The organism is Pistricoccus aurantiacus, assembly GCF_007954585.1.
In the GTDB taxonomy this organism is placed as follows: Bacteria; Pseudomonadota; Gammaproteobacteria; order Pseudomonadales; family Halomonadaceae; genus Pistricoccus; species Pistricoccus aurantiacus.
Window position 1 is genome coordinate 1,985,621 of record NZ_CP042382.1, and the last position, 17,319, is coordinate 2,002,939.

Sequence of the window (17,319 nt, forward strand, 5' to 3'; positions counted from 1 at the left end):
CCTCAAGGTTTCAAGGGCATCTTGCCCACTAGCTTGTCGAGTTGCTTGCTGGCCACGCCGCTCAGGGTGTCGAATCCCCAGCCGCCCCGTGAGCCGTTGGCGCTCCAGAGAATCTCGCCGGAGTTGGCGTCGCGCACCTGCAGGGAGACACCTACCGCAGGCTCGCCGTCCAGTCCGGTCTTGTAGTGCCATTCCTGCACCGCGCCGGTTACCAGATACTTCATCGAGCGCTGCTGCGCCCAGGTAAGGGCGGACTGAAGATCGCCGCTTCCATCGACGGTAAGCGGGTTGGCCGTCTCGTCTCGCGGCGCCACCTGAACGGACTTGATTCCACGCTTGGTCAGTGCAGTGATCAGCATGCCCTCCGCTTTCTGTCCCGCCAGCGGTGTCTCCGAGTGATTGCTGACGGCGATACCCCATTCGGCGTTGGAGTTCAAAGGCTGCTCTTCATGCACCTGAGTCGTCGAACAGGCTGACAGCAGTATCGTCAGCAGCCCCAAAAGCATTAGCGCCATGTACCGGGCCTGCGGCAGTCGGGCCAGTAACAGTCGAGAGGGTGATAGCTGCATGGACATTTCTCCTTGATGAATGACTGAGTGCTGGTAAAGGACTTAGCGTCCTAGAAAGATCTGGTAGTTGAGCTGGGCGCCGAAGCGGGTGGTGTCATCCACGCCGGTGCCGTCGTCGATGTCGATGCCGAAGCTCAGCTCGTCGCCACCGAAGAGACGACTGCCGATATCGAAGGAAACGTTGCCGGCAAAATCATTGCTGGGCCAGCGCTGGCCACCGCCCAGGGTCAGCTGCAGGCGAGGCGAGGCGACGTTGGGAAAGGCGCCCCCCGGCAGACCGCGAGAAAAGCTGATGCCGCCGCCCAGGAAGGTCGAGTCGTCGCTGAGCAGCGTGCCCGGCGTGCTGTCCGATGACAGCCGCGCGGCGATGGTCTCGGGCAGCTTGTCGTCCGCGTCCTGACGGTCGTGGCTGGCAAAGATCTGCAGCTCCACGCTGCGCGTCGGGCCCTCGATCAGCAGGTGGCTGAGCAAGGCTTCGTAGCGTGCGCCATCCCCCAGACGCTGACGATCCTCGCGTTCCCGGTACCAGAGTTTACGGGCATTGAGAAACAGCTGGTCGCGAGCGGTGAGAGTCCAGTTGAGCGAGGCGCCTACCTGATCCTCCACCGCCAGCAGTCGCAACAGGTCGCCGGCCTCCGATGGTTCGCCCATATCCGCGAACAGGCTGCCCTTGAGACGGGAGGTGAAATCCAGACTCTGCTTGATGCCGGCGGTCAGATGCGTATCGCCATCGCTTTCGATGGCGCCTATCGCCAGTTCGGTCTGAGCACGCTGTCCCCGACGCAGGAGAGTGACTTCACCGAACCACTCATCCTCGAGCCCGGAAGCGTCCTGAACGGATTCGAGGCTGTCCGCATCGAACTGACGCTTGGCAAGCTCAAGACTGCCGGTCCAGTTCGATACGGAGCGCTCGAGGCTCAGGCTTTCTTCCGAGATATCCAGATCCCCCAGTTCCCGATAGCGCACTTCGGCGCCCATGCGGTTGGGCATTTGCTGACGAAGATTGACGATCTCCGCACGAAAGTCGCCGCCGCCGTCATGCAGATCGTTGGCCTGCTTCAGCGCGGTGTCGTAACGCTTCAGGTGCTGGTTGATGTAGAAACGGGTTTCCTTGCCCATGGGCACGTTCGGGTCGTTCAATAACTGCCGCAGACGCACGTTATCGTTGCGCTGCAGGGCTATGCTGACCTCGTGGTTGGGTGCCGTCTCGAGTTTTGCCTGCTGGCGATATGACCACAGATAGCGATAACGTTCCTGCTGGCCCATTACTTCAAGCGCCTGCAGCGCCAGTTCGCCCTGTCTGGCGCCGCTGTCGTCCATGGGATCCATCTGAGTGATCAGAGCATCGTGCCAGCTAGCCGCCTGATCGCCCCCGAGGTGGGTGCGGGTACTTGTCAGGGCGACGACTTGGTCCCGCAGATCCGCCTCTTCGAGCGGCTGATCCAGCTGCTTGGCCAGGATAGGTGTCCATCTGGTCATGGCAAGACGACGTGCGGCGTAGCTTTCACGATCCTTTCCGGTCTGGTGAAGCAGATAGGAAAAGTTGAGAAGACGCTGCGGGTTGGGCGGATACTGAGATTCGATGCGACGATGCCAGCCGAGAGATCGATCCAGTCGTCCTAGCGCCTGATAGCCGTCCGCCAGCGCCACCGCGAGGCTGAGGGATTCGTCGCCGCGAGATTGCCACTTCTCCAGCTTGGCTTTCAGGGCTTCTTCTTGACCGCCAGCGGCCAATGCGTAGATTTCGCCGGCGACCAGATCGAGCCGGTCGGGGGCGATCCTTCGACCGCGTCGATAGGCGTCCAAGGCTTTCTTGGGCGAGTTCTCGGTCAGGTTCTGCTCACCCATCGCCGCCCAGTAGTCCGCGGAGTTCTCGAATTTCTCGGGAGCTTCCTCCGCCAGGGCCAGGAGTTCCCGAGCGACATCCGGCCGACGCATGCCTTGGGCCAGCTGAAAGCCCTGGATGACGCCGCGGATATCCTTGGACTCTCGCCAGCGACGTTCCGCCAGGCGCGCGACAAGCCCGATATCCTTCTGCTCGTAGGCGGCCTGCATCAGGGTATCCCGCTGGTTGGCGTTCAGCGTGTAATGCTCGCCCAGCTCCTGCAGGGCGCGAATCGTGTCCGCGGAACTACCCAGCAGATAGGCCAGATCCGAGCGCTGCTGCCAGTAGGGACGATGCTGCCATTCCGGACGTGAAGCGGAAGGGTCGGTGGGCTCGCCTGCCTCGACAAGCACTTCCTGGGCATCTTTCAGGTTCCACAGGCGAACCAGCAGACGGCTTTGCTCCCGGGCGGCGCTGGGATCTTCGCCTTTTTGCTGCTTTGCCAGAGCCGCCCAGACCTCGGCGGCCTCATCCAGTTCACCAACCTGTTCGAGCAGGGTGGCGAGCCTCGCGGATAGATTCCAGTCATCGAAACCTGCCTGACGCCATTCGCGAAGTTGGGCGATAGCCTCATCCGGCTTGCCTAGCTGATCGAGGAGATCGACCAGCTGTCCGCGATCTTCCAAGTTCATGGCGTCCTGTTCCTGCAGGCGCTGCAGGGCCTCGAGCGCCGTCTGACGATCGTAGAGATCCCGTGACAGTTTCACGATTTCGCGCTCGCGGTCCGGGTTCTCGCCGCGCTTGGCCCAGTCGATCAGGACGTCCAACGCCTGCTCGGGTTTGCCGCTCCAGCGATAGGCATGATAGAGATTTTCCAGGTGTTCGAGGTTGTCCGGCTCCATGCGTCGCAGCGTCTTGAGGGTATCGATAGCGACGGCCGGTTTGTCAGCGGCGATGGCGATGGCCGCGTGGCGACTCAGCAATTGGCTATCCTCCGGCGTCATCTTGACGAGACGGCGAGAGACGTCCAGAGCCTGAGCGGGCTGATTTTCCGCCAGGTAGATTTTCACGGCGATATCGAGCAGTTCCGGATCATTCGGATAGGCTTCGAGATATTCCTTGACGTATTCCAGCGCCAGGGCGGCGTCGCCACTCTGCTGAGCCGCCAGCAGGGATTGGCGCGCGGCTTCTCGTCGAGAATCCCCTGTTTTCTGTCGATCGTTCGGCCTTTCTCGGTCTTGCTGCGCTTCTTGTGCTTGAGCCGAGGGAACCAGCCAGTCGAGCCAGCCAGCGGCAAGTGGTTTTTCAGAATGCTGAATCCGATAGCCGGCCTGAGCCGGGTCGCTGGGCTTGACTGCCTGCATGACGCTTTCGCTGGAATGCCAGGCCTGATGCCAGGCCTCCGCCGCTTGGCCAGGATCGCCGGCTTGCAGCCAATATCGGCCCGCCTCGCTGTACCATCTGAAGCGATTTTGTACATCGTAGCGGGCCAGGATTTCATAGCTGCTAGCGGCACGATCCGGCCGGTTCAGCGCCAGCCAGTGCAGGGCCAAGGTCTCGATGCGTTTGCTGTTTGGCGTTATCCTTGACTCGCTGGCCGTTTTCCGCACCGCCGCGATATAGCGATCCATGCGCGTAATCAATTCGTTCTTGATATCTTCCAGTTCGTTGGAGCCGAAGGCTTCGATGTAGCGCCTCCACTGGTACTCGAGCAGCCACCACTGAGCGTCGAGGGAGGGATCATTTGCCACCGGTTCCAAGGTTTCGCCCGCGGCGTCGATTTCTCCCACCTCGAGCTGCAGCTTTGCCAGCCGCAGACGGTAATCGAGCCGGTGAGGCGCCGAGCGCAGGCTCGCCTGGGCGTACAGCAGCGCCGCATTCTGATCGCCGGAACGTTCCGGGTCGTCCATGTTCAGCAGCCGCTGTGCCGGAAAAACCGCCAGCAGCGCCAATACCAGCCCGATGGCCAGGCTGTACAGGATCCAGGGGGAAAGCAGGCGTTCCGATAGGCTAGTCACAGAATACCTCTATGGTCGCGGGTCCCGGTTGGTCGTAATTCAGCAGTACGCCATCGTCGATGATCGTGAAGGAAGCCCCCGGCGCATTGACGCGGCAGCCTTGGGTGGCACCGAGTTCGACGACAAGGGCGACCTCCTCCGCACTCAGAGTCATGGTCTTGTGCGTCGCCGAGGGCACTTGCCAGTCCGTCAGGCGGCCGTTGGCCCGTTTCAGATAAGGGCTGCGCGGCGGTTCCTCGTCGAGCACCAGGCGGGCATGATCAGCGCCGGAAAGCGCCACGTAGCGACCCTGGGGGATATCGCGAACCCCGGCCACCTGGCTTGACCGCGCAAAATCCGGCCAGCCAAGCTCGGTAGGAATACGCAAGGTGCGGTTTTTAGTCGTGCCGCTGATGCGCCAGCTGCCATCGAGATGACGGGCAACGCCCACGTCGTACCAGCTGGTGGCAAGCTTGCTCCAGGTACTGACGTAGACCGGCAGCGTCTCCTGTTCCAGCACATAGTCATAGACTTGCTTGAGGGCGCGCAGCGCCGCTGGAGTGCCCGCGGAATAGAAGTGGTAGTAGATGCTGATGGGCTTCAGCCGGCGCGGCATGTCGGTGAGCTGAAAGGTTTCGATGACCCGGCGATAGCCCCACAGCGGCGATGTCATCTCGTTGGTATAGACGTTTTCGTTGATGATGGGGGCATTGACCTGCAGATAGTCGCCCACCGGACGCAGCATGGGCGAAACCTGGGTCAGCGACGGGTTGTCCCGAGTGATGCTGGTGTTGCCCCCGTTGAAATTGACCATACCGTTGCGCTCGATGATGGCCAGCGCTTTCTCCGGCGGCAGGGCGTTGCCGGACCACAGCACCACCTCGGTGCGTTTGCCGGGAGGCGCCAGGCGTCGATCGATATAGTTGGCGGAACCCACGATTTCTCTTTCCAGGGAATAGCGATAGCCTTCCAGCGGGAGATTGTAGTGGAAACCCGCTTTCGTCTTGCCTTGCCCCGCCAGGTCGCCTTCCTTCAGCTTGTGCCATTCGAAAGGGTGGCTGAAGGTGTGGGTGGCGAGTTCTATCCAGGGCAGGGCGAAGATCTCTCTTGCCAGCGGTTCCAGCTCGGGACCGTCCTGAGGTCTGACGCTCTTGGGGCCGAATTCGCCTTCGACGATGGAGACGGTGGTGGGTACGTCGTAGCGTTTGAGCACTTCCTCCAGCATGATCTCGCCGGTGAAAGGCGCGCCGGGGAATTCCGCATGACTGATGAAGGCGTCGCCGTCGATCTGTGTCGTCCAGAAGCGCGAGCCGTTTTCCGTGGTGGTGTCCGGTACCGGGAACGTCGGCAGGTCGAGGCTGTTTTTCAGGAAAGCGAACGGATCGAGAAGCCAGCGCTGCTGGGAGCCTATGTTCTGGACTTCCCAGGGGCTGACGGCGATGCCGCCCCAGTCGCCGGTGATGACCGGTGATAGCCTGACGCCCTTGGCATCCTCAAGGGTAAGATGAAGCTTGTTGCTTTCGCGACGGCTGCGGAAGCCGCCCTGGAAAAACTCGGGGGAATCGGGCATGCCTTCATAGCCCATCATTTCATCGAAATCGGTGATCTCAAGGGTTGCGCTGTCGAACCCGTCCACCCGTTGCAATCCGGTCATACGACTCAGCTCTCCGCTCAGCGGAAAGGCCAAGGCGCCGAAGATGGCTACCTTGCTGCCTTGCTGCATCTGCCGGGACAGCCAGTCGCCGAACTGTTGGCCCTCTTCGAGTGGGCCCTGGAACCAGGTCAGGATGCCGGCATAACGGCCATTGAGAACGCCTTCCGGCAGCGGCTTGTTGACATCGCGGTATTCGACGGCGAAGCCCAGGTATTCCAGAGGAACCCCAAGGGTCTGATAGGCGGCGGTGTTGGAAAGCATTCCATCATCCACATCCTTGGAGTTGTAGAACACCAGCGCGCGGCGCGGCACCGGCTCGATCAACCCCACTCCCACCTGATTCAGTTCAGGTACGCTGACCCAGGGAATGAGGCCTTTTTCATGGATGCGTCTGGCGGTTTCCCGAGCGACCTCGCGATCCGCCGCCGGCACATAGTCGATGGCAATGACAGGCAGATCGTACTCATCCTGAATTCTGGTCAGTTGATTCAGCAGCCAGTCGCTGTCTTCCTCGGGTACGTTGCCATAAACCCCCGTACTCGGATTCCACCGGCGGTAAAGGGATTCCGCCGCGACACCGACGATATCGTCCTGCACCCGATCGAGCACCTCGAAGCCACGGTTGAGCAGTAGCTTGATACCGGGGAAGCGCTCATGCAGGCGTTGGATGATATCCACCAGCGCCGTCTGCTGGACGGCAGCTTCTTCACTGTCCTTGGCAAAGAACTGGTAGCTATCCAACGTATCCAGGAAAAAGGCGCGATAGCCCTGTTCCCAGAGTTTGGTGACGCGCTCTTCGAAGAGATACTCCTGCCAGTCCGGATTCGTCAGGTCCGCCACGCGAGCCGGCCAGTCCGGGTTGTCCATCATCAGGCTCGATTCCGGGGGGGGAGCCGTGGTCTTGCGCCATTGTTCCAGTTCGCCGACGCTCAGATAGGCAAAGACCTGCGCGCCGTTACGCGCCAGGCGCTGCTGATCCCCAGGCGCCATGCTATCCGCCTCGATCACCACCCAGTCGAACTGATCAAGTTGTTCGAAGGGGATGTCGCTGCCGTAATAGAACGCCACGCTCGGCTGCTCCGACGCCATGGCCCGGGAGGCCCAGGTCAAGGTGAATGTCAGACAGATCAGTGCAGCCAATAGCCAGCGTTGCTCGAGCGTGGTGATTTTGTTCATCATCGAAAATGCACTCAAATGGCGTTTGAATCGTGAGTCGAAGGCCGGGCCTGCAGTAGTTCTCTCAAGCCATCGTCCAGCGACCAGCGCGGAATCAGGTTCAGCCACTCTCCAAGCCTTTGCGGACACCCCTGGGAATGCTGGATGTCGCCGGCCCGGGCGGCCAGAAACTCCGCCTGCAGGGAAGTGCCGAGCAGCTTCTGCAGGTTGTCTAGCAATTCCAGTAGGGAAACCCGCCCACCGGTAGCGACGTTGCAAACGCCGCGATGCGTGGAAAACAGGGCCGCGCTGTTGGCGCGAGCGATATCCTTGACGAAGACGAAATCTCGGGTCTGCTGGCCGTCGCCATAGATTTGCGGCGCCTGGCCGGCGGTAAGCCGATCCACGAAAAGGCTGATCACGCCGGCATAGGGGGATTTGGGATCCTGCCTGGGACCATAGATGTTGAAATAACGCAGACCCAGCATCGGCATGTCGTGCAACTGGGTCATCAGCATGGCGTATTGTTCGTTGACCGACTTTTCCAGACCATAGGGGGAAAGCGGCGCGACTGCACTGTCTTCCGTCAGCGGCAGCTGCTGTGGAACACCATAGATCGCTGCGGAGGAGGCAAAGACCAGGCGCTTGATTCCATGGATCCGGGCGGCGTGCATGACGTTCACGGTGCCGTTGATGTTCTGCACCGCGGACAGATCCGGGTGTTCCAGGGAAAACGCCACGGATACTTGAGCGGCCAGATGCAGACAGCGATCGATATCCTGCATGGCGGCTCGGACGTCGTCGCGTCTGCATATATCGCCTTCGTGAATCTCGAGGCGTGGATGATCGGGAAGGTTGCTGCGCTTGCCGCTGGAAAAGTTGTCCAGCACCCGCACCGCATGTCCTTCTTCCAATAACTGTTCCACGGTATGGCTGCCGATAAAGCCGGCGCCCCCGGTGATCAGGATGCTTTCCTTTCTCATAACGATTCCATTCGATCCAACCGTGTTGGCTTGACTGGGCAATCAACAGCGTAAGTGTTTCGTAAAGACATTTTATCTTGAGTAAATCACAACAAGAATCCACTTGTGATGAGGAATATGCTGGTACCGACTATCGATACTTTTTTAAAATTCTTGAGGGCTGGATCACGCAGAACACTGTTTCCTTATCTCTAATTTCACACTTGCCGCGGAGATGCGCAACATGATTGTCTAGTAACGCTGATACTAAACTAATCCTTTGATAGGTTTAAAGATCTAACTTTCTTGTTTTTAACAAATATCCGAATTTTTAATTTAAATACACTTGTTTATCTAAATATCATTTATCCGTTTTCTGATAATGAATAAAATTATTCGCTGAAAAGAATCGCTTTCTTTTTCTTGGGATCTTCTAGCATGGCTTAAGCGTGAAAAAGCCCATCACCAAGACGTAAAGCCAGGCTTAGCCCAGGAAAATGAATGGAACAAAGCCGTGCGCTGCCCGGTAAAAGTAACAAATGAGACTCATTTTCATTCAAAATTGTAACTTATATTATAATAAGGTAACCGAGCACTACACGAAAGAGTTTTTTGTTGTAGCCTCGGCATGAAAATCCTCCTGCTGCGCTTCTTCTTTCTAAGTCGCGATTCTTTCCCCCCTCAAGAGTGCTCGTCTGCATGGCCAAGAAAAAAGAGCAGTCAGATCTCCGGCACGCCTTGGGCGCCTGCAAGGGTTCCTTCATCTCGGTGGGTTTCTTCAGCATGTTCATCAATCTGCTGATGCTGGTACCACCGCTTTACATGCTGCAGGTCTACGACCGGGTTATCACCACCCGAAGCGAAGAGACCCTGCTGATGCTGACCCTGATAGTGGTCTTCCTGTTCGCGGTAATGGGCGGGCTCGAGCTGGTTCGCTCGCGCATTCTGATCCGAGTGGGCAACCGCCTCGATACCCTGATCAGCAAGCGACTCTATGGCGCCATGTTTCGACGCAGCGTGCTGGTCCAGGGCCAGCAGACCGCCCAGCCCCTGAGCGATCTCACCAACCTGCGCCAGTTTTTGACCGGCAACGGTCTGTTTGCCTTCTTCGATGCGCCCTGGGTGCCGGTCTATCTGGCGGTGCTGTTTCTCTTCCATCCGTGGCTGGGAATGTTCGCCACCGCCGCGGGGGTCATTCTGCTGTGCCTGGCCGTCGCCAACGAGAAATCCACCAAGGGCCTGTTGGCGGAGGCGAGCAGCGATCATATCGCCGCCCAGAATCTGGCCAACTCGAATCTGCGTAATTCCGAGGTGCTGCATGCCATGGGCATGCTGCCGGGTATCATGGGGCGCTGGAGTGCCAGGCACCACGAGTTTCTCGCCAAGCAATCCCGGGCCAGCGATCGGGCCGGCGCCCTGACCAATGCATCCAAGACGCTGCGCCTGCTCTTCCAGTCCTTGATCCTCGGGTTAGGGGCGCTGCTGGTGCTGGAGGGCAGTCTGACCCCGGGCATGATGATCGCCGGTTCCATTCTGATGGGACGGGCCCTGGCGCCCATCGATCAGATGATCGGCAGCTGGAAAGGGTTCGTCGGCGCCAGGAGCGCACATCAGCGTCTCGAGGAGCTTTTCGAGCAGGTGTCCCCAACCCGTCGGCGCATGTCCCTGCCCGCGCCGGAAGGCAACGTGGCCATCGAAGCCGTTGCCGCCGCCCCTCCCGGGGGACGCATGGCGACTATTCGCGGTATCAATTTCAACGTGGCCAAGGGCGAGCACGTGGGCATCATCGGCCCCAGCGCCGCGGGAAAATCCACCCTGGCGCGGGTGCTGCTGGGCATCTGGCCATCTCAGGTGGGCACGGTGCGTCTTGACGGGGCGGACATCACCCAATGGAACCGGGACGAGCTGGGGCCTTACATCGGCTATCTCCCCCAGGACATCGAGCTTTTCGACGGTACGATCAGCGAGAACATCGCCCGTTTCGGCGAGGTGGATGCGACCGAGGTGGTTGCGGCGGCCAGGAAAGCGGGGGTGCACGAGATGATCCTGCAGCTACCCAATGGTTACGACACCGTCATCAGCGCCACCAGCGGCGCGCTTTCCGGCGGCCAGCGTCAGCGGGTCGGGCTGGCCCGGGCGCTCTACGGTAATCCGGTGCTGGTGGTGCTGGACGAACCCAATTCCAATCTCGACGATGTCGGTGAGCGGGCACTGATTCGTGCTCTGGCGCAACTCAAGGCGGAGGGCACCACTCTGTTCGTGATCAGCCACCGGCGCAGCGTGCTCAAGCAGGTCGATCGACTGCTGGTGCTCAAGGACGGTCAGGTCACCATGTACGGCCCTCGCGATCAAGTGCTGGCACAACTGGCCAAGCCCGCGGGACAGGCTCAAGCGATAGCGAATAGCGGCGCTGCGGCCAAGTCCAAAACAAGCCGTTTGGCCGTGGCGCCTGATCCGGCGCATAGCGAAGGCAATGCGTACGCCCGGGAGCAAGGCCAATGAGCGATAAAATCAGACAGACGCCCAGCCGAGCTATCGTTTCCTCGGACTCCGAAGCGTCGAAGGCATACCAAGAAACCCTGACGGGTAGCGCCGAGAAAGCGACTCGGGCGGAACTGCCCATCTCGGACAGGCGCTATCGTCGCCTGGGATTCGCCATTCTATTGGTGGCCTTCGGTGGTTTCGGCGGTTGGGCGATGACCGCGGACCTGGCGGTGGCGGTGGTGGCGCCGGGAGCGGTGTCCGTCGAGTCCTTCAAGAAGACGCTTCAGCATCTGGAAGGCGGCATCGTCAAGGAAATCAAGGTGCGTGACGGCGATCACGTGGAGGCCGGGGAGACGCTGTTGGTACTCGACAAGACCCAGTCGCGGTCCCAGCTTGCCATCGCCCGCTCCCGGTATCTGATCAATCGAGCCGCGGAGGCGCGTCTGCTGGCGGAACAGTCAGACAGCGAGACGCTTGCCTTTCCGGAGGAGCTGCTCGCTAGCGACGCGCAGCGGGTCAAGGAAGTGCTGGCGGTGCAGCGCGCCCTGTTTCAGGCACGGCGTCAGGCGCTCAGCGGCACGCTCAGCGCTCTGGACGAGCAGATCGCCCAGATGCGCCAGCAGATCAAGGGGCTAAAAGAGCAGATCGAGATCAACGATGCCAATCGCGCCTCGCTTGGCGGCGAGGCCAGCGACTACCGCGCCCTGTTCAAGGAGGGGCTGGGGGACAATCAGCGCCTGCGGGAGCTGGAGCGTCAGATTCTGCAGTACAAGGGGGAAAGCGCCCGGTATCGCGCCGAGATCGCCAGCCTGAAATCCCGCATCAGCGAAAGCAAGGTCAAGAAACAGGTGCAGCTTCAGGAGACCCAAAAGGAGATCGGCGAGCAGCTGCGGGAAGCCCAGGGGAACATCGCCGACGCGGAGGAGCGGCTAGTGGCGCTAAAGGATCAGGTGGCCCGCACCACTCTGACCGCGCCGGTGGCGGGGACCGTGGTGGGGCTCAAGGTGCATACCCTCGGCGCGGTGATTCGCCCCGGCGACCCGATCATGGAAATCGTGCCTTCCGGGGATAATTTCGTGGTGGAGGCCCGGGTGCCCAATCAAGATGTCGACCATATCTATCCCGGTCAGTACGCGGAGATTCGCTTCAGCGCCTTCAATCAGCGTCTGACCAACGTGATCGAGGGCGAGGTCGCCCAGGTCAGCGCGGATACCTTCGAGGACGAAGCCACCGGCGCCTCCTACTACAAGGCGCGTATCAAGGTGACCGAGCAGGGGCGGCGAGACATGACGGAAAACATGCAGCTGCTCGCCGGGATGCCCGCGGAAGTCATGATCAAGACCGGGGAGCGCACCTTCGCCAGCTATGTGGCCAAGCCGATCACCGATATGCTGGCCCGGGCGATGAGGGAAGAATGATGAGGCGCTGGATTCCCGCTGCGGCCTTGGGCGCGCTGCTCGTCTCGCTACCGCTTCTGGCACAAGAGGCCAGGCCGGACGAGGAAGCCAGCCTGGCGAAAACGTCGCCGCTGCCGTCGCTGCCGGGGCTGTTTGCTCTGGCGCTGCGAAACGACAGCGATCTTTCCCGCCAGCGCTATGAGCTCGAGGCGACCCAGCAGGAGTTACCCAAGGCCTGGGCGAAACTCAAGCCTCGGGTCAGCGCCAGCGCGGCCTATCTCTATCAGCATTCCGACAATTACTACACGGATAATCCGGACTACGATCCGGGCAACGATTTCGCGGATCCGGACAATGAAACCCGCTACGAGGGTCGCACCAACGACGCCGTCTATGGGGTAAGTCTGTCTCAGCCGCTGTTCAGCCTGGAGCGTTGGCGGGGCGTGGACGTCGCCAAGGCGCAAACCGACGTGGCGGCGCTGGGTCTGTCCCTGGCGGAGCGGGATCTGGCGCTGGCCGTGGTGGATGCCTATCTCGAGGCCTATCTGGCGTCGAGCAAGATTCGGCTGCTGAATGCCAAGCGCGAGGCGCTGGAGCTGCAGAGCCGCCAGGCCCAGCGCGCCTTCGAGCTGGGGGTGGGGGATCGCATCAATCTGCTGGAGGCGCGTTCGCGTCTCGATCAGACCGATGCGGATCTGGTCAATGCGGAAAACGAGCTGGCGGATGCGTTGAGCAATCTGGAGCGGCTGACCGGCGAACTTCCGGTCTTCGGCGATTTTCAACTGGGCAGGCTTGATGAGGTCGAGGTTGAAACGGCGCTCGAGGCGCCGGAGGTCTGGCTGGAGGAGGCGGACAACAACCTCCAGGTTCGCCTGGCCCAGGAGCAGTGTCAGCTTGCCGAGGCGGATGTGGACGTACGACGCACCGGCCACTATCCGGAAGTCAATCTCAATCTGTCCTACAGCGATCGTGATTCCAACGATCCCTTCCGGGAAGCCCGAGATGCCCGGGCCAGCGTCGAGCTGGACGTGCCGATCTATCAGGGCGGCTATACCAGTGCCAACGTGCGCCAGGGAGAACTCGGCATGCTGGCGAGTCGGGAAGCGTTGGCCAACCAGCGGCGACTGGCACGCCAGGAGGTCAAGCGCCGGCTACGCAACATTCGCGGCGATTTCCGCCAGCTGGAATCCCTGAAACGTTCCATTGAATCCAGCCGGCTATACCTCGAAGCGGCGGAAAAGGGCCGACAGCTTGGCCTGCGTGATCTGGTCGACGTGCTCGACGGTCGTGCGGAGCTCTTCGATCAGCGCATCAGCTTTGTCGAGGTGGTCAGTCAATACCTGCGGGATCGGGCCGCCCTGAAGGCGGCGGTCGGTGAACTCGATACCCAGGTGTTGATGGATACCATGACACTGCTGGAGCGCATCACGCTGCGAAGCGGCTCCATCCGCGATACCTGACGATCACTCTGCAAGCGATCAAGCGGTTAAGCGATCAAGTCCTCCTGAGCCGTGGCGACGCCGACCAGTGCCGCTTCCTCCGCGGGTATCGTCGGCGAGGTCTCCGGGGTGGTGTAGGCGTCGTCGCCGTAGAGATCCGCGAACTGGATGCGCTCGGAGCGCTCGGGGATCCGCGCCGCCAGCTGCGGATCGTAGTCCTCGAAGGAGTCGTCGGCCACGGCGCCGATCACCCCTTTCATGCTGATCAGACCTTCCAGGGTCAAGGCGCTGGCCAGGGCGCTGTAATCCAGATCGAGTCCTTGGGCGAGTTCATCCATTTCCTGCAGGCCGCGCTGTTCGATCAGCAGGGTAGGCGTGCCCTCCAGGGCCAGACCATTGCGGGCGATGGCCGGATTGTCGCTACCGGGAAAGAGCGTCAGCTGGTCGTGATCGTAGTCCTCGAGCGCTTCCGCGATGGCCAGGGCCGCACGCTGGCCGTCTGCGCTGACTTGCGGGTCGACCGCCTCGTTGGTGGCCCACCTGATCGACATGGTGTCTAGGTCGCCTTCCGCGTCGCGATAGTTGTTCTGGTTGTGGTAATCCAGCAGCAGATCCGGCTGGTATTCCTCCAGCACGCGAAATACCGCTGCGGCTTCCGGCGCCTGCTCCGGGTCGAAGCCCGCTTCCGGGTCGTAGCTGCGGTTGAGGTCGACGTTCGCCTCGTTGCGTCTGGGGTCCAGCACGTCCTGTTCGCCGCCCACCTGGCGCTCCCAGCGGGCAAAACCGTCCGGATTGACTCGCGGCATCACCACCACCGTGACTTCCTCGCGAATCTCCCGAGCGGCCTCGCTGTCGCCGGCAAGAAAATCGAGCAGGTACAGCGACGCCTCGGTGCCCAGCGGCTCGTCACCGTGCTGCTGTGTGACGATCATCACCGTCTTGTCCCCGTGGCCAACCTCCGCCCGGTACAGGGGGTTGCCTTCCAGGGAGGCGCCCACCTGCTCGAGATCGAGGGTATCGTAGCGCTCATCGAGACGGTTGAGATCCGCGTAGAGCTCCGCGTTGCTGTGCAGCCAGGGGTAGGTCAGCGGCTGCTCCGGGTCGTAACGCTCCTGGGGAACCTGGCTCGTGTAGTAATCGGCGATGGACAACTTGGCGCGATAGGCTTCCTGATCCGACTCGGAGGCACCGTCGAGAATGGCCCCAGGCAGGTCGTCTCTGTCGAGGGCGCCGGTCTCGAGCTGGGCGGTCCAGAAATCCAGCCCCGCCTTGTCCGGGTTGCGATCGAACAGGTTGTAATACTGAAGGCGCACGAATTCCTCCGGCGTCTTGTCGCCGAAGTTATCCTGAAACTCCCGGGAGTTGACGAAACGCTCGCTCAGCACATCGAGAGAGGAGTTCGCCAGCTCGTCGACCCAGTAGTGCAGCCCCGCCGGGTCCGCCGCCCGGCCGAGAAGCGAGAGATAAAGGCCTTGCACGAGTTGCTGCGGGGTTGAAGTATACATGAGTGGTGGCGTTCCTGGCTTTCTTGCTGTTGTAAGGACCTATCGCTTCAAACTATCGAAGTGATACGGGGAAACGTCAAGGATCAGTCGGAGGGGCCTGCTCCTTCAGCAATGACGTCAGCATGCGTTCCAGGGCAAAGACGTGCTCGTCCCGGTGGCCCAGCCGCCGCAGGGCGTCCGCCAGGTTCAGCAGATAGTCCGGGTTGGGGCCGCTGGGGCCGCGAGCCAAGGCAATCTGCCGAGCGATGTTCTCAAGGGGAGCGGGGCCGAGAAAAGCGGCGTTGTCCCGGGTGGCGATGTAGGTCAGTCCTTCCGCGCTGCCACCGTCATCGAAGTGCAGGGTGGTGACCTCCCGCAGATAGCCGTTTTTTTCCCGCACATCCAGCGGCGCCAAGGTTTCCGGCGTGATGCGGTAGGCCATGCCGTGGCAGATCGCTTGCGCTTCGGGAATCAGGGTGGCGACGCGTCCGGGCGATTCGGGCGTGCCGCGATGATCATGAGAGCCCTGCCAGAAGCGGCGTATCCAGCCACGGATATGGGCCGGACGACATTCCAGATAGGGAAATCCCGCCTTCCAGATCAGCGATCCGTAGCCGAATAGCCAGAAGCTCGAGTGATGATCGAAATGGGTCAGCGACTGATTGAGGTGGGTGGTATTCAGCGACATAAAAAATACTCTCGGGGTCATTCCTGTGTGTTCTCGATACGGGCCGTTTTTGTATACAGCATGATCTAGGCTATCCTAGACAGTATCCTGCTGGCTCGGGGCCGGCTTTTTGTCCATGACGTTTTTTATCATCAGGAGAATTTCATGAGCTTCAGCGTGTATCTTTCCGGGGAAATCCATACCGACTGGCGCGACGAGATCAAGCGAGGGGCCAAGGAGGCCGGCCTGGATATCGAGTTTACCTCCGCGGTGACCGACCATGATGCCAGCGACGCGGCGGGGGATCATCTCGGCGAGGAAAGCAGCCAGTTCTGGCGCGATCACAAGTCCGCCAAGGTCAATGCCATCCGTACCAAGACGCTGATCGAGATGGCGGACCTGGTGGTGGTGCGCTTCGGCGACAAGTACAAGCAGTGGAACGCCGCCTTCGACGCCGGCTACTGCGCGGCCCTGGACAAGCCCTACGTGACCCTGCACGGGGAGGAGATCGTGCACCCGCTCAAGGAAGTGGACGCGGCGGCGCAGGCCTGGGCCACCAGCACCGATCAGGTCGTCGAGATTCTCAAGTACATTACCAGGGCCTAACTCTTCATCGCCATGTTCGAGGTCCGCGCTCGGCGCGGGGTTGTCGGAGCCGGCCATGCGCCTGAAAATCGATCCGTTTACATTGATTCTGCTGGGGGCAATCCTGATTGCCTCGCTATGGCCCGCGAAGGGCGCTCTCGCGACGGTGCTGGGCCAGGCCTCGACCCTGGCGGTGGCCATCCTCTTCTTCCTGCACGGGGCGGCGCTGTCCCGTCAGGAGGTAGTGGCCGGGGCTGCCCATTGGCGGCTGCATCTGTTGATCGTTTCGCTGACCTTCCTGGTTTTTCCGCTATTGGTGGTGCCGGTTTCCGCCCTGGCGCCGCGCTGGATTCCGGAGGACCTGGCGCTGGGTTTCCTGTATCTGGGGGTGCTGCCTTCCGCGGTATCCTCGTCCATCGCCTTTACCGCCATGGCCCGGGGCAACGTGCCGGCGGCGGTATGCAGCGCCGCGGCGTCCAATGTGTTCGGCATGATGCTGACGCCCTTTCTACTGATGCTGCTGGTAAGTACCGCCGGCGAAGGGGGCTTCGCGGTGGCGGACGCCCTGCGGGACATCATCTTCCAGCTGCTGCTGCCGTTTGCCGTCGGGCAGCTGATCCGCCCTTGGGTGGCAGGCTTCATGGATCGCAACAAGACCTGGCTGGGGCGTTACGATCAGGGGGTGATTCTCTTGATCGTCTATTCCGCCTTCTCGACGTCCGTTGCCAGCGGGCTATGGCAGAAGCTGCCGATATTCGCCATCATCCTGGCCATCCTGCTGTGCACGCTGCTGCTGGCGCTGGTGATGGGCATTGCCAGCCTGGCGTCCTCACGGGCCGGCTTCAACCTGGAAGACGAGGCGGCGGCGGTGTTCTGCGGCTCGAAGAAGAGCCTGGCCTCGGGGCTTCCCATGGCGAAAGTGCTGTTCGCCGGGCACCCCGGCTTCGGCATGATCGTGCTGCCGATCATGTGCTACAACCAGATCCAGATCATCGTCGGCGCGATACTCGCCAAGCACTACCGGCAGCGCATCGAGCGCGCCGACCACGCAGCCGACGTTACCCAGTCACAGAAGTCCTAGCGCTGGTCGCTAAATTCGTT

At 61.1% G+C, this 17,319-nt stretch carries 11 protein-coding genes; 5 read left to right on the forward strand and 6 right to left on the reverse strand.

What is annotated here, in order from left to right; translation table 11 throughout:
- Positions 1 to 2 precede the first annotated feature (2 nt).
- From FGL86_RS09570 to FGL86_RS09585, 4 genes are read right to left on the reverse strand one after another with little or no spacing between them, the layout of a single operon-like run.
- A complete protein-coding gene (locus tag FGL86_RS09570) occupies positions 3 to 569 on the reverse strand; it encodes a hypothetical protein (RefSeq protein ID WP_147184350.1) in 567 nt (188 codons plus the stop codon).
- A 42-nt stretch (positions 570 to 611) separates the two neighbouring features.
- The gene (locus tag FGL86_RS09575) at positions 612 to 4,412 is read right to left on the reverse strand and encodes a tetratricopeptide repeat protein (protein ID WP_147184351.1); all 3,801 of its coding nucleotides are present in this window, start codon (positions 4,410 to 4,412) and stop codon (positions 612 to 614) included.
- The gene (locus FGL86_RS09580) at positions 4,405 to 7,224 is read right to left on the reverse strand and encodes a bifunctional glycoside hydrolase/polysaccharide deacetylase family protein (RefSeq protein ID WP_246131586.1); all 2,820 of its coding nucleotides are present in this window, start codon (positions 7,222 to 7,224) and stop codon (positions 4,405 to 4,407) included. Before FGL86_RS09580 ends, FGL86_RS09575 begins: the two co-directional genes overlap by 8 nt.
- An 11-nt stretch (positions 7,225 to 7,235) precedes the next feature.
- Positions 7,236 to 8,183, reverse strand: coding sequence for an NAD-dependent epimerase/dehydratase family protein (locus tag FGL86_RS09585; RefSeq protein ID WP_186764370.1), 948 nt, complete (start codon positions 8,181 to 8,183; stop codon positions 7,236 to 7,238).
- A gap of 678 nt (positions 8,184 to 8,861) precedes the next feature.
- Between FGL86_RS09585 and FGL86_RS09590 the strand changes: the two genes are divergently transcribed.
- The 3 genes from FGL86_RS09590 to FGL86_RS09600 are packed head-to-tail and all read left to right on the forward strand — an operon-like array spanning position 8,862 to position 13,503.
- Positions 8,862 to 10,664, forward strand: coding sequence for a type I secretion system permease/ATPase (locus FGL86_RS09590; protein ID WP_147184352.1), 1,803 nt, complete (start codon positions 8,862 to 8,864; stop codon positions 10,662 to 10,664).
- Positions 10,661 to 12,064: an HlyD family type I secretion periplasmic adaptor subunit gene (locus FGL86_RS09595; RefSeq protein WP_147184353.1), complete on the forward strand. Its 1,404-nt coding sequence runs from the start codon at positions 10,661 to 10,663 to the stop codon at positions 12,062 to 12,064. The genes FGL86_RS09590 and FGL86_RS09595 overlap by 4 nt, the downstream gene beginning before the upstream one ends.
- On the forward strand, positions 12,061 to 13,503 hold the full coding sequence (locus FGL86_RS09600; RefSeq protein WP_147184354.1) for a TolC family outer membrane protein: 1,443 nt from the start codon (positions 12,061 to 12,063) through the stop codon (positions 13,501 to 13,503). Before FGL86_RS09595 ends, FGL86_RS09600 begins: the two co-directional genes overlap by 4 nt.
- Before the next feature lie 26 nt (positions 13,504 to 13,529).
- Here FGL86_RS09600 and FGL86_RS09605 read toward each other — a convergent pair whose 3' ends face one another.
- Together FGL86_RS09605 and FGL86_RS09610 are read right to left on the reverse strand one after the other, a co-directional pair.
- A complete protein-coding gene (locus FGL86_RS09605) occupies positions 13,530 to 14,987 on the reverse strand; it encodes a DUF4214 domain-containing protein (RefSeq protein WP_147184355.1) in 1,458 nt (485 codons plus the stop codon).
- Between the two features lie 76 nt (positions 14,988 to 15,063).
- A complete protein-coding gene (locus tag FGL86_RS09610) occupies positions 15,064 to 15,654 on the reverse strand; it encodes a gamma-glutamylcyclotransferase (protein ID WP_147184356.1) in 591 nt (196 codons plus the stop codon).
- A gap of 144 nt (positions 15,655 to 15,798) precedes the next feature.
- Here FGL86_RS09610 and FGL86_RS09615 point away from each other — a divergent pair, with 144 nt between their 5' ends.
- The gene (locus FGL86_RS09615; RefSeq protein ID WP_147184357.1) at positions 15,799 to 16,239 is read left to right on the forward strand and encodes a YtoQ family protein; all 441 of its coding nucleotides are present in this window, start codon (positions 15,799 to 15,801) and stop codon (positions 16,237 to 16,239) included.
- 55 nt (positions 16,240 to 16,294) lie between these two features.
- Positions 16,295 to 17,299, forward strand: coding sequence for a bile acid:sodium symporter family protein (locus tag FGL86_RS09620; RefSeq protein ID WP_147184358.1), 1,005 nt, complete (start codon positions 16,295 to 16,297; stop codon positions 17,297 to 17,299).
- The last annotated feature ends 20 nt before the right edge of the window (positions 17,300 to 17,319 follow it).

Coding starts and splice junctions, on each gene's coding strand:
- FGL86_RS09615 (WP_147184357.1), top strand. CDS start 15,799: ATGAGCTTCAGCGTGTATCTTTCCGGGGAAATCCATACCGACTGGCGC.
- FGL86_RS09590 (WP_147184352.1), top strand. CDS start 8,862: ATGGCCAAGAAAAAAGAGCAGTCAGATCTCCGGCACGCCTTGGGCGCC.
- FGL86_RS09595 (WP_147184353.1), top strand. CDS start 10,661: ATGAGCGATAAAATCAGACAGACGCCCAGCCGAGCTATCGTTTCCTCG.
- FGL86_RS09605 (WP_147184355.1), bottom strand. CDS start 14,987: ATGTATACTTCAACCCCGCAGCAACTCGTGCAAGGCCTTTATCTCTCG.
- FGL86_RS09580 (WP_246131586.1), bottom strand. CDS start 7,224: ATGATGAACAAAATCACCACGCTCGAGCAACGCTGGCTATTGGCTGCA.
- FGL86_RS09620 (WP_147184358.1), top strand. CDS start 16,295: ATGCGCCTGAAAATCGATCCGTTTACATTGATTCTGCTGGGGGCAATC.
- FGL86_RS09610 (WP_147184356.1), bottom strand. CDS start 15,654: ATGTCGCTGAATACCACCCACCTCAATCAGTCGCTGACCCATTTCGAT.
- FGL86_RS09585 (WP_186764370.1), bottom strand. CDS start 8,183: ATGAGAAAGGAAAGCATCCTGATCACCGGGGGCGCCGGCTTTATCGGC.
- FGL86_RS09600 (WP_147184354.1), top strand. CDS start 12,061: ATGATGAGGCGCTGGATTCCCGCTGCGGCCTTGGGCGCGCTGCTCGTC.
- FGL86_RS09570 (WP_147184350.1), bottom strand. CDS start 569: ATGCAGCTATCACCCTCTCGACTGTTACTGGCCCGACTGCCGCAGGCC.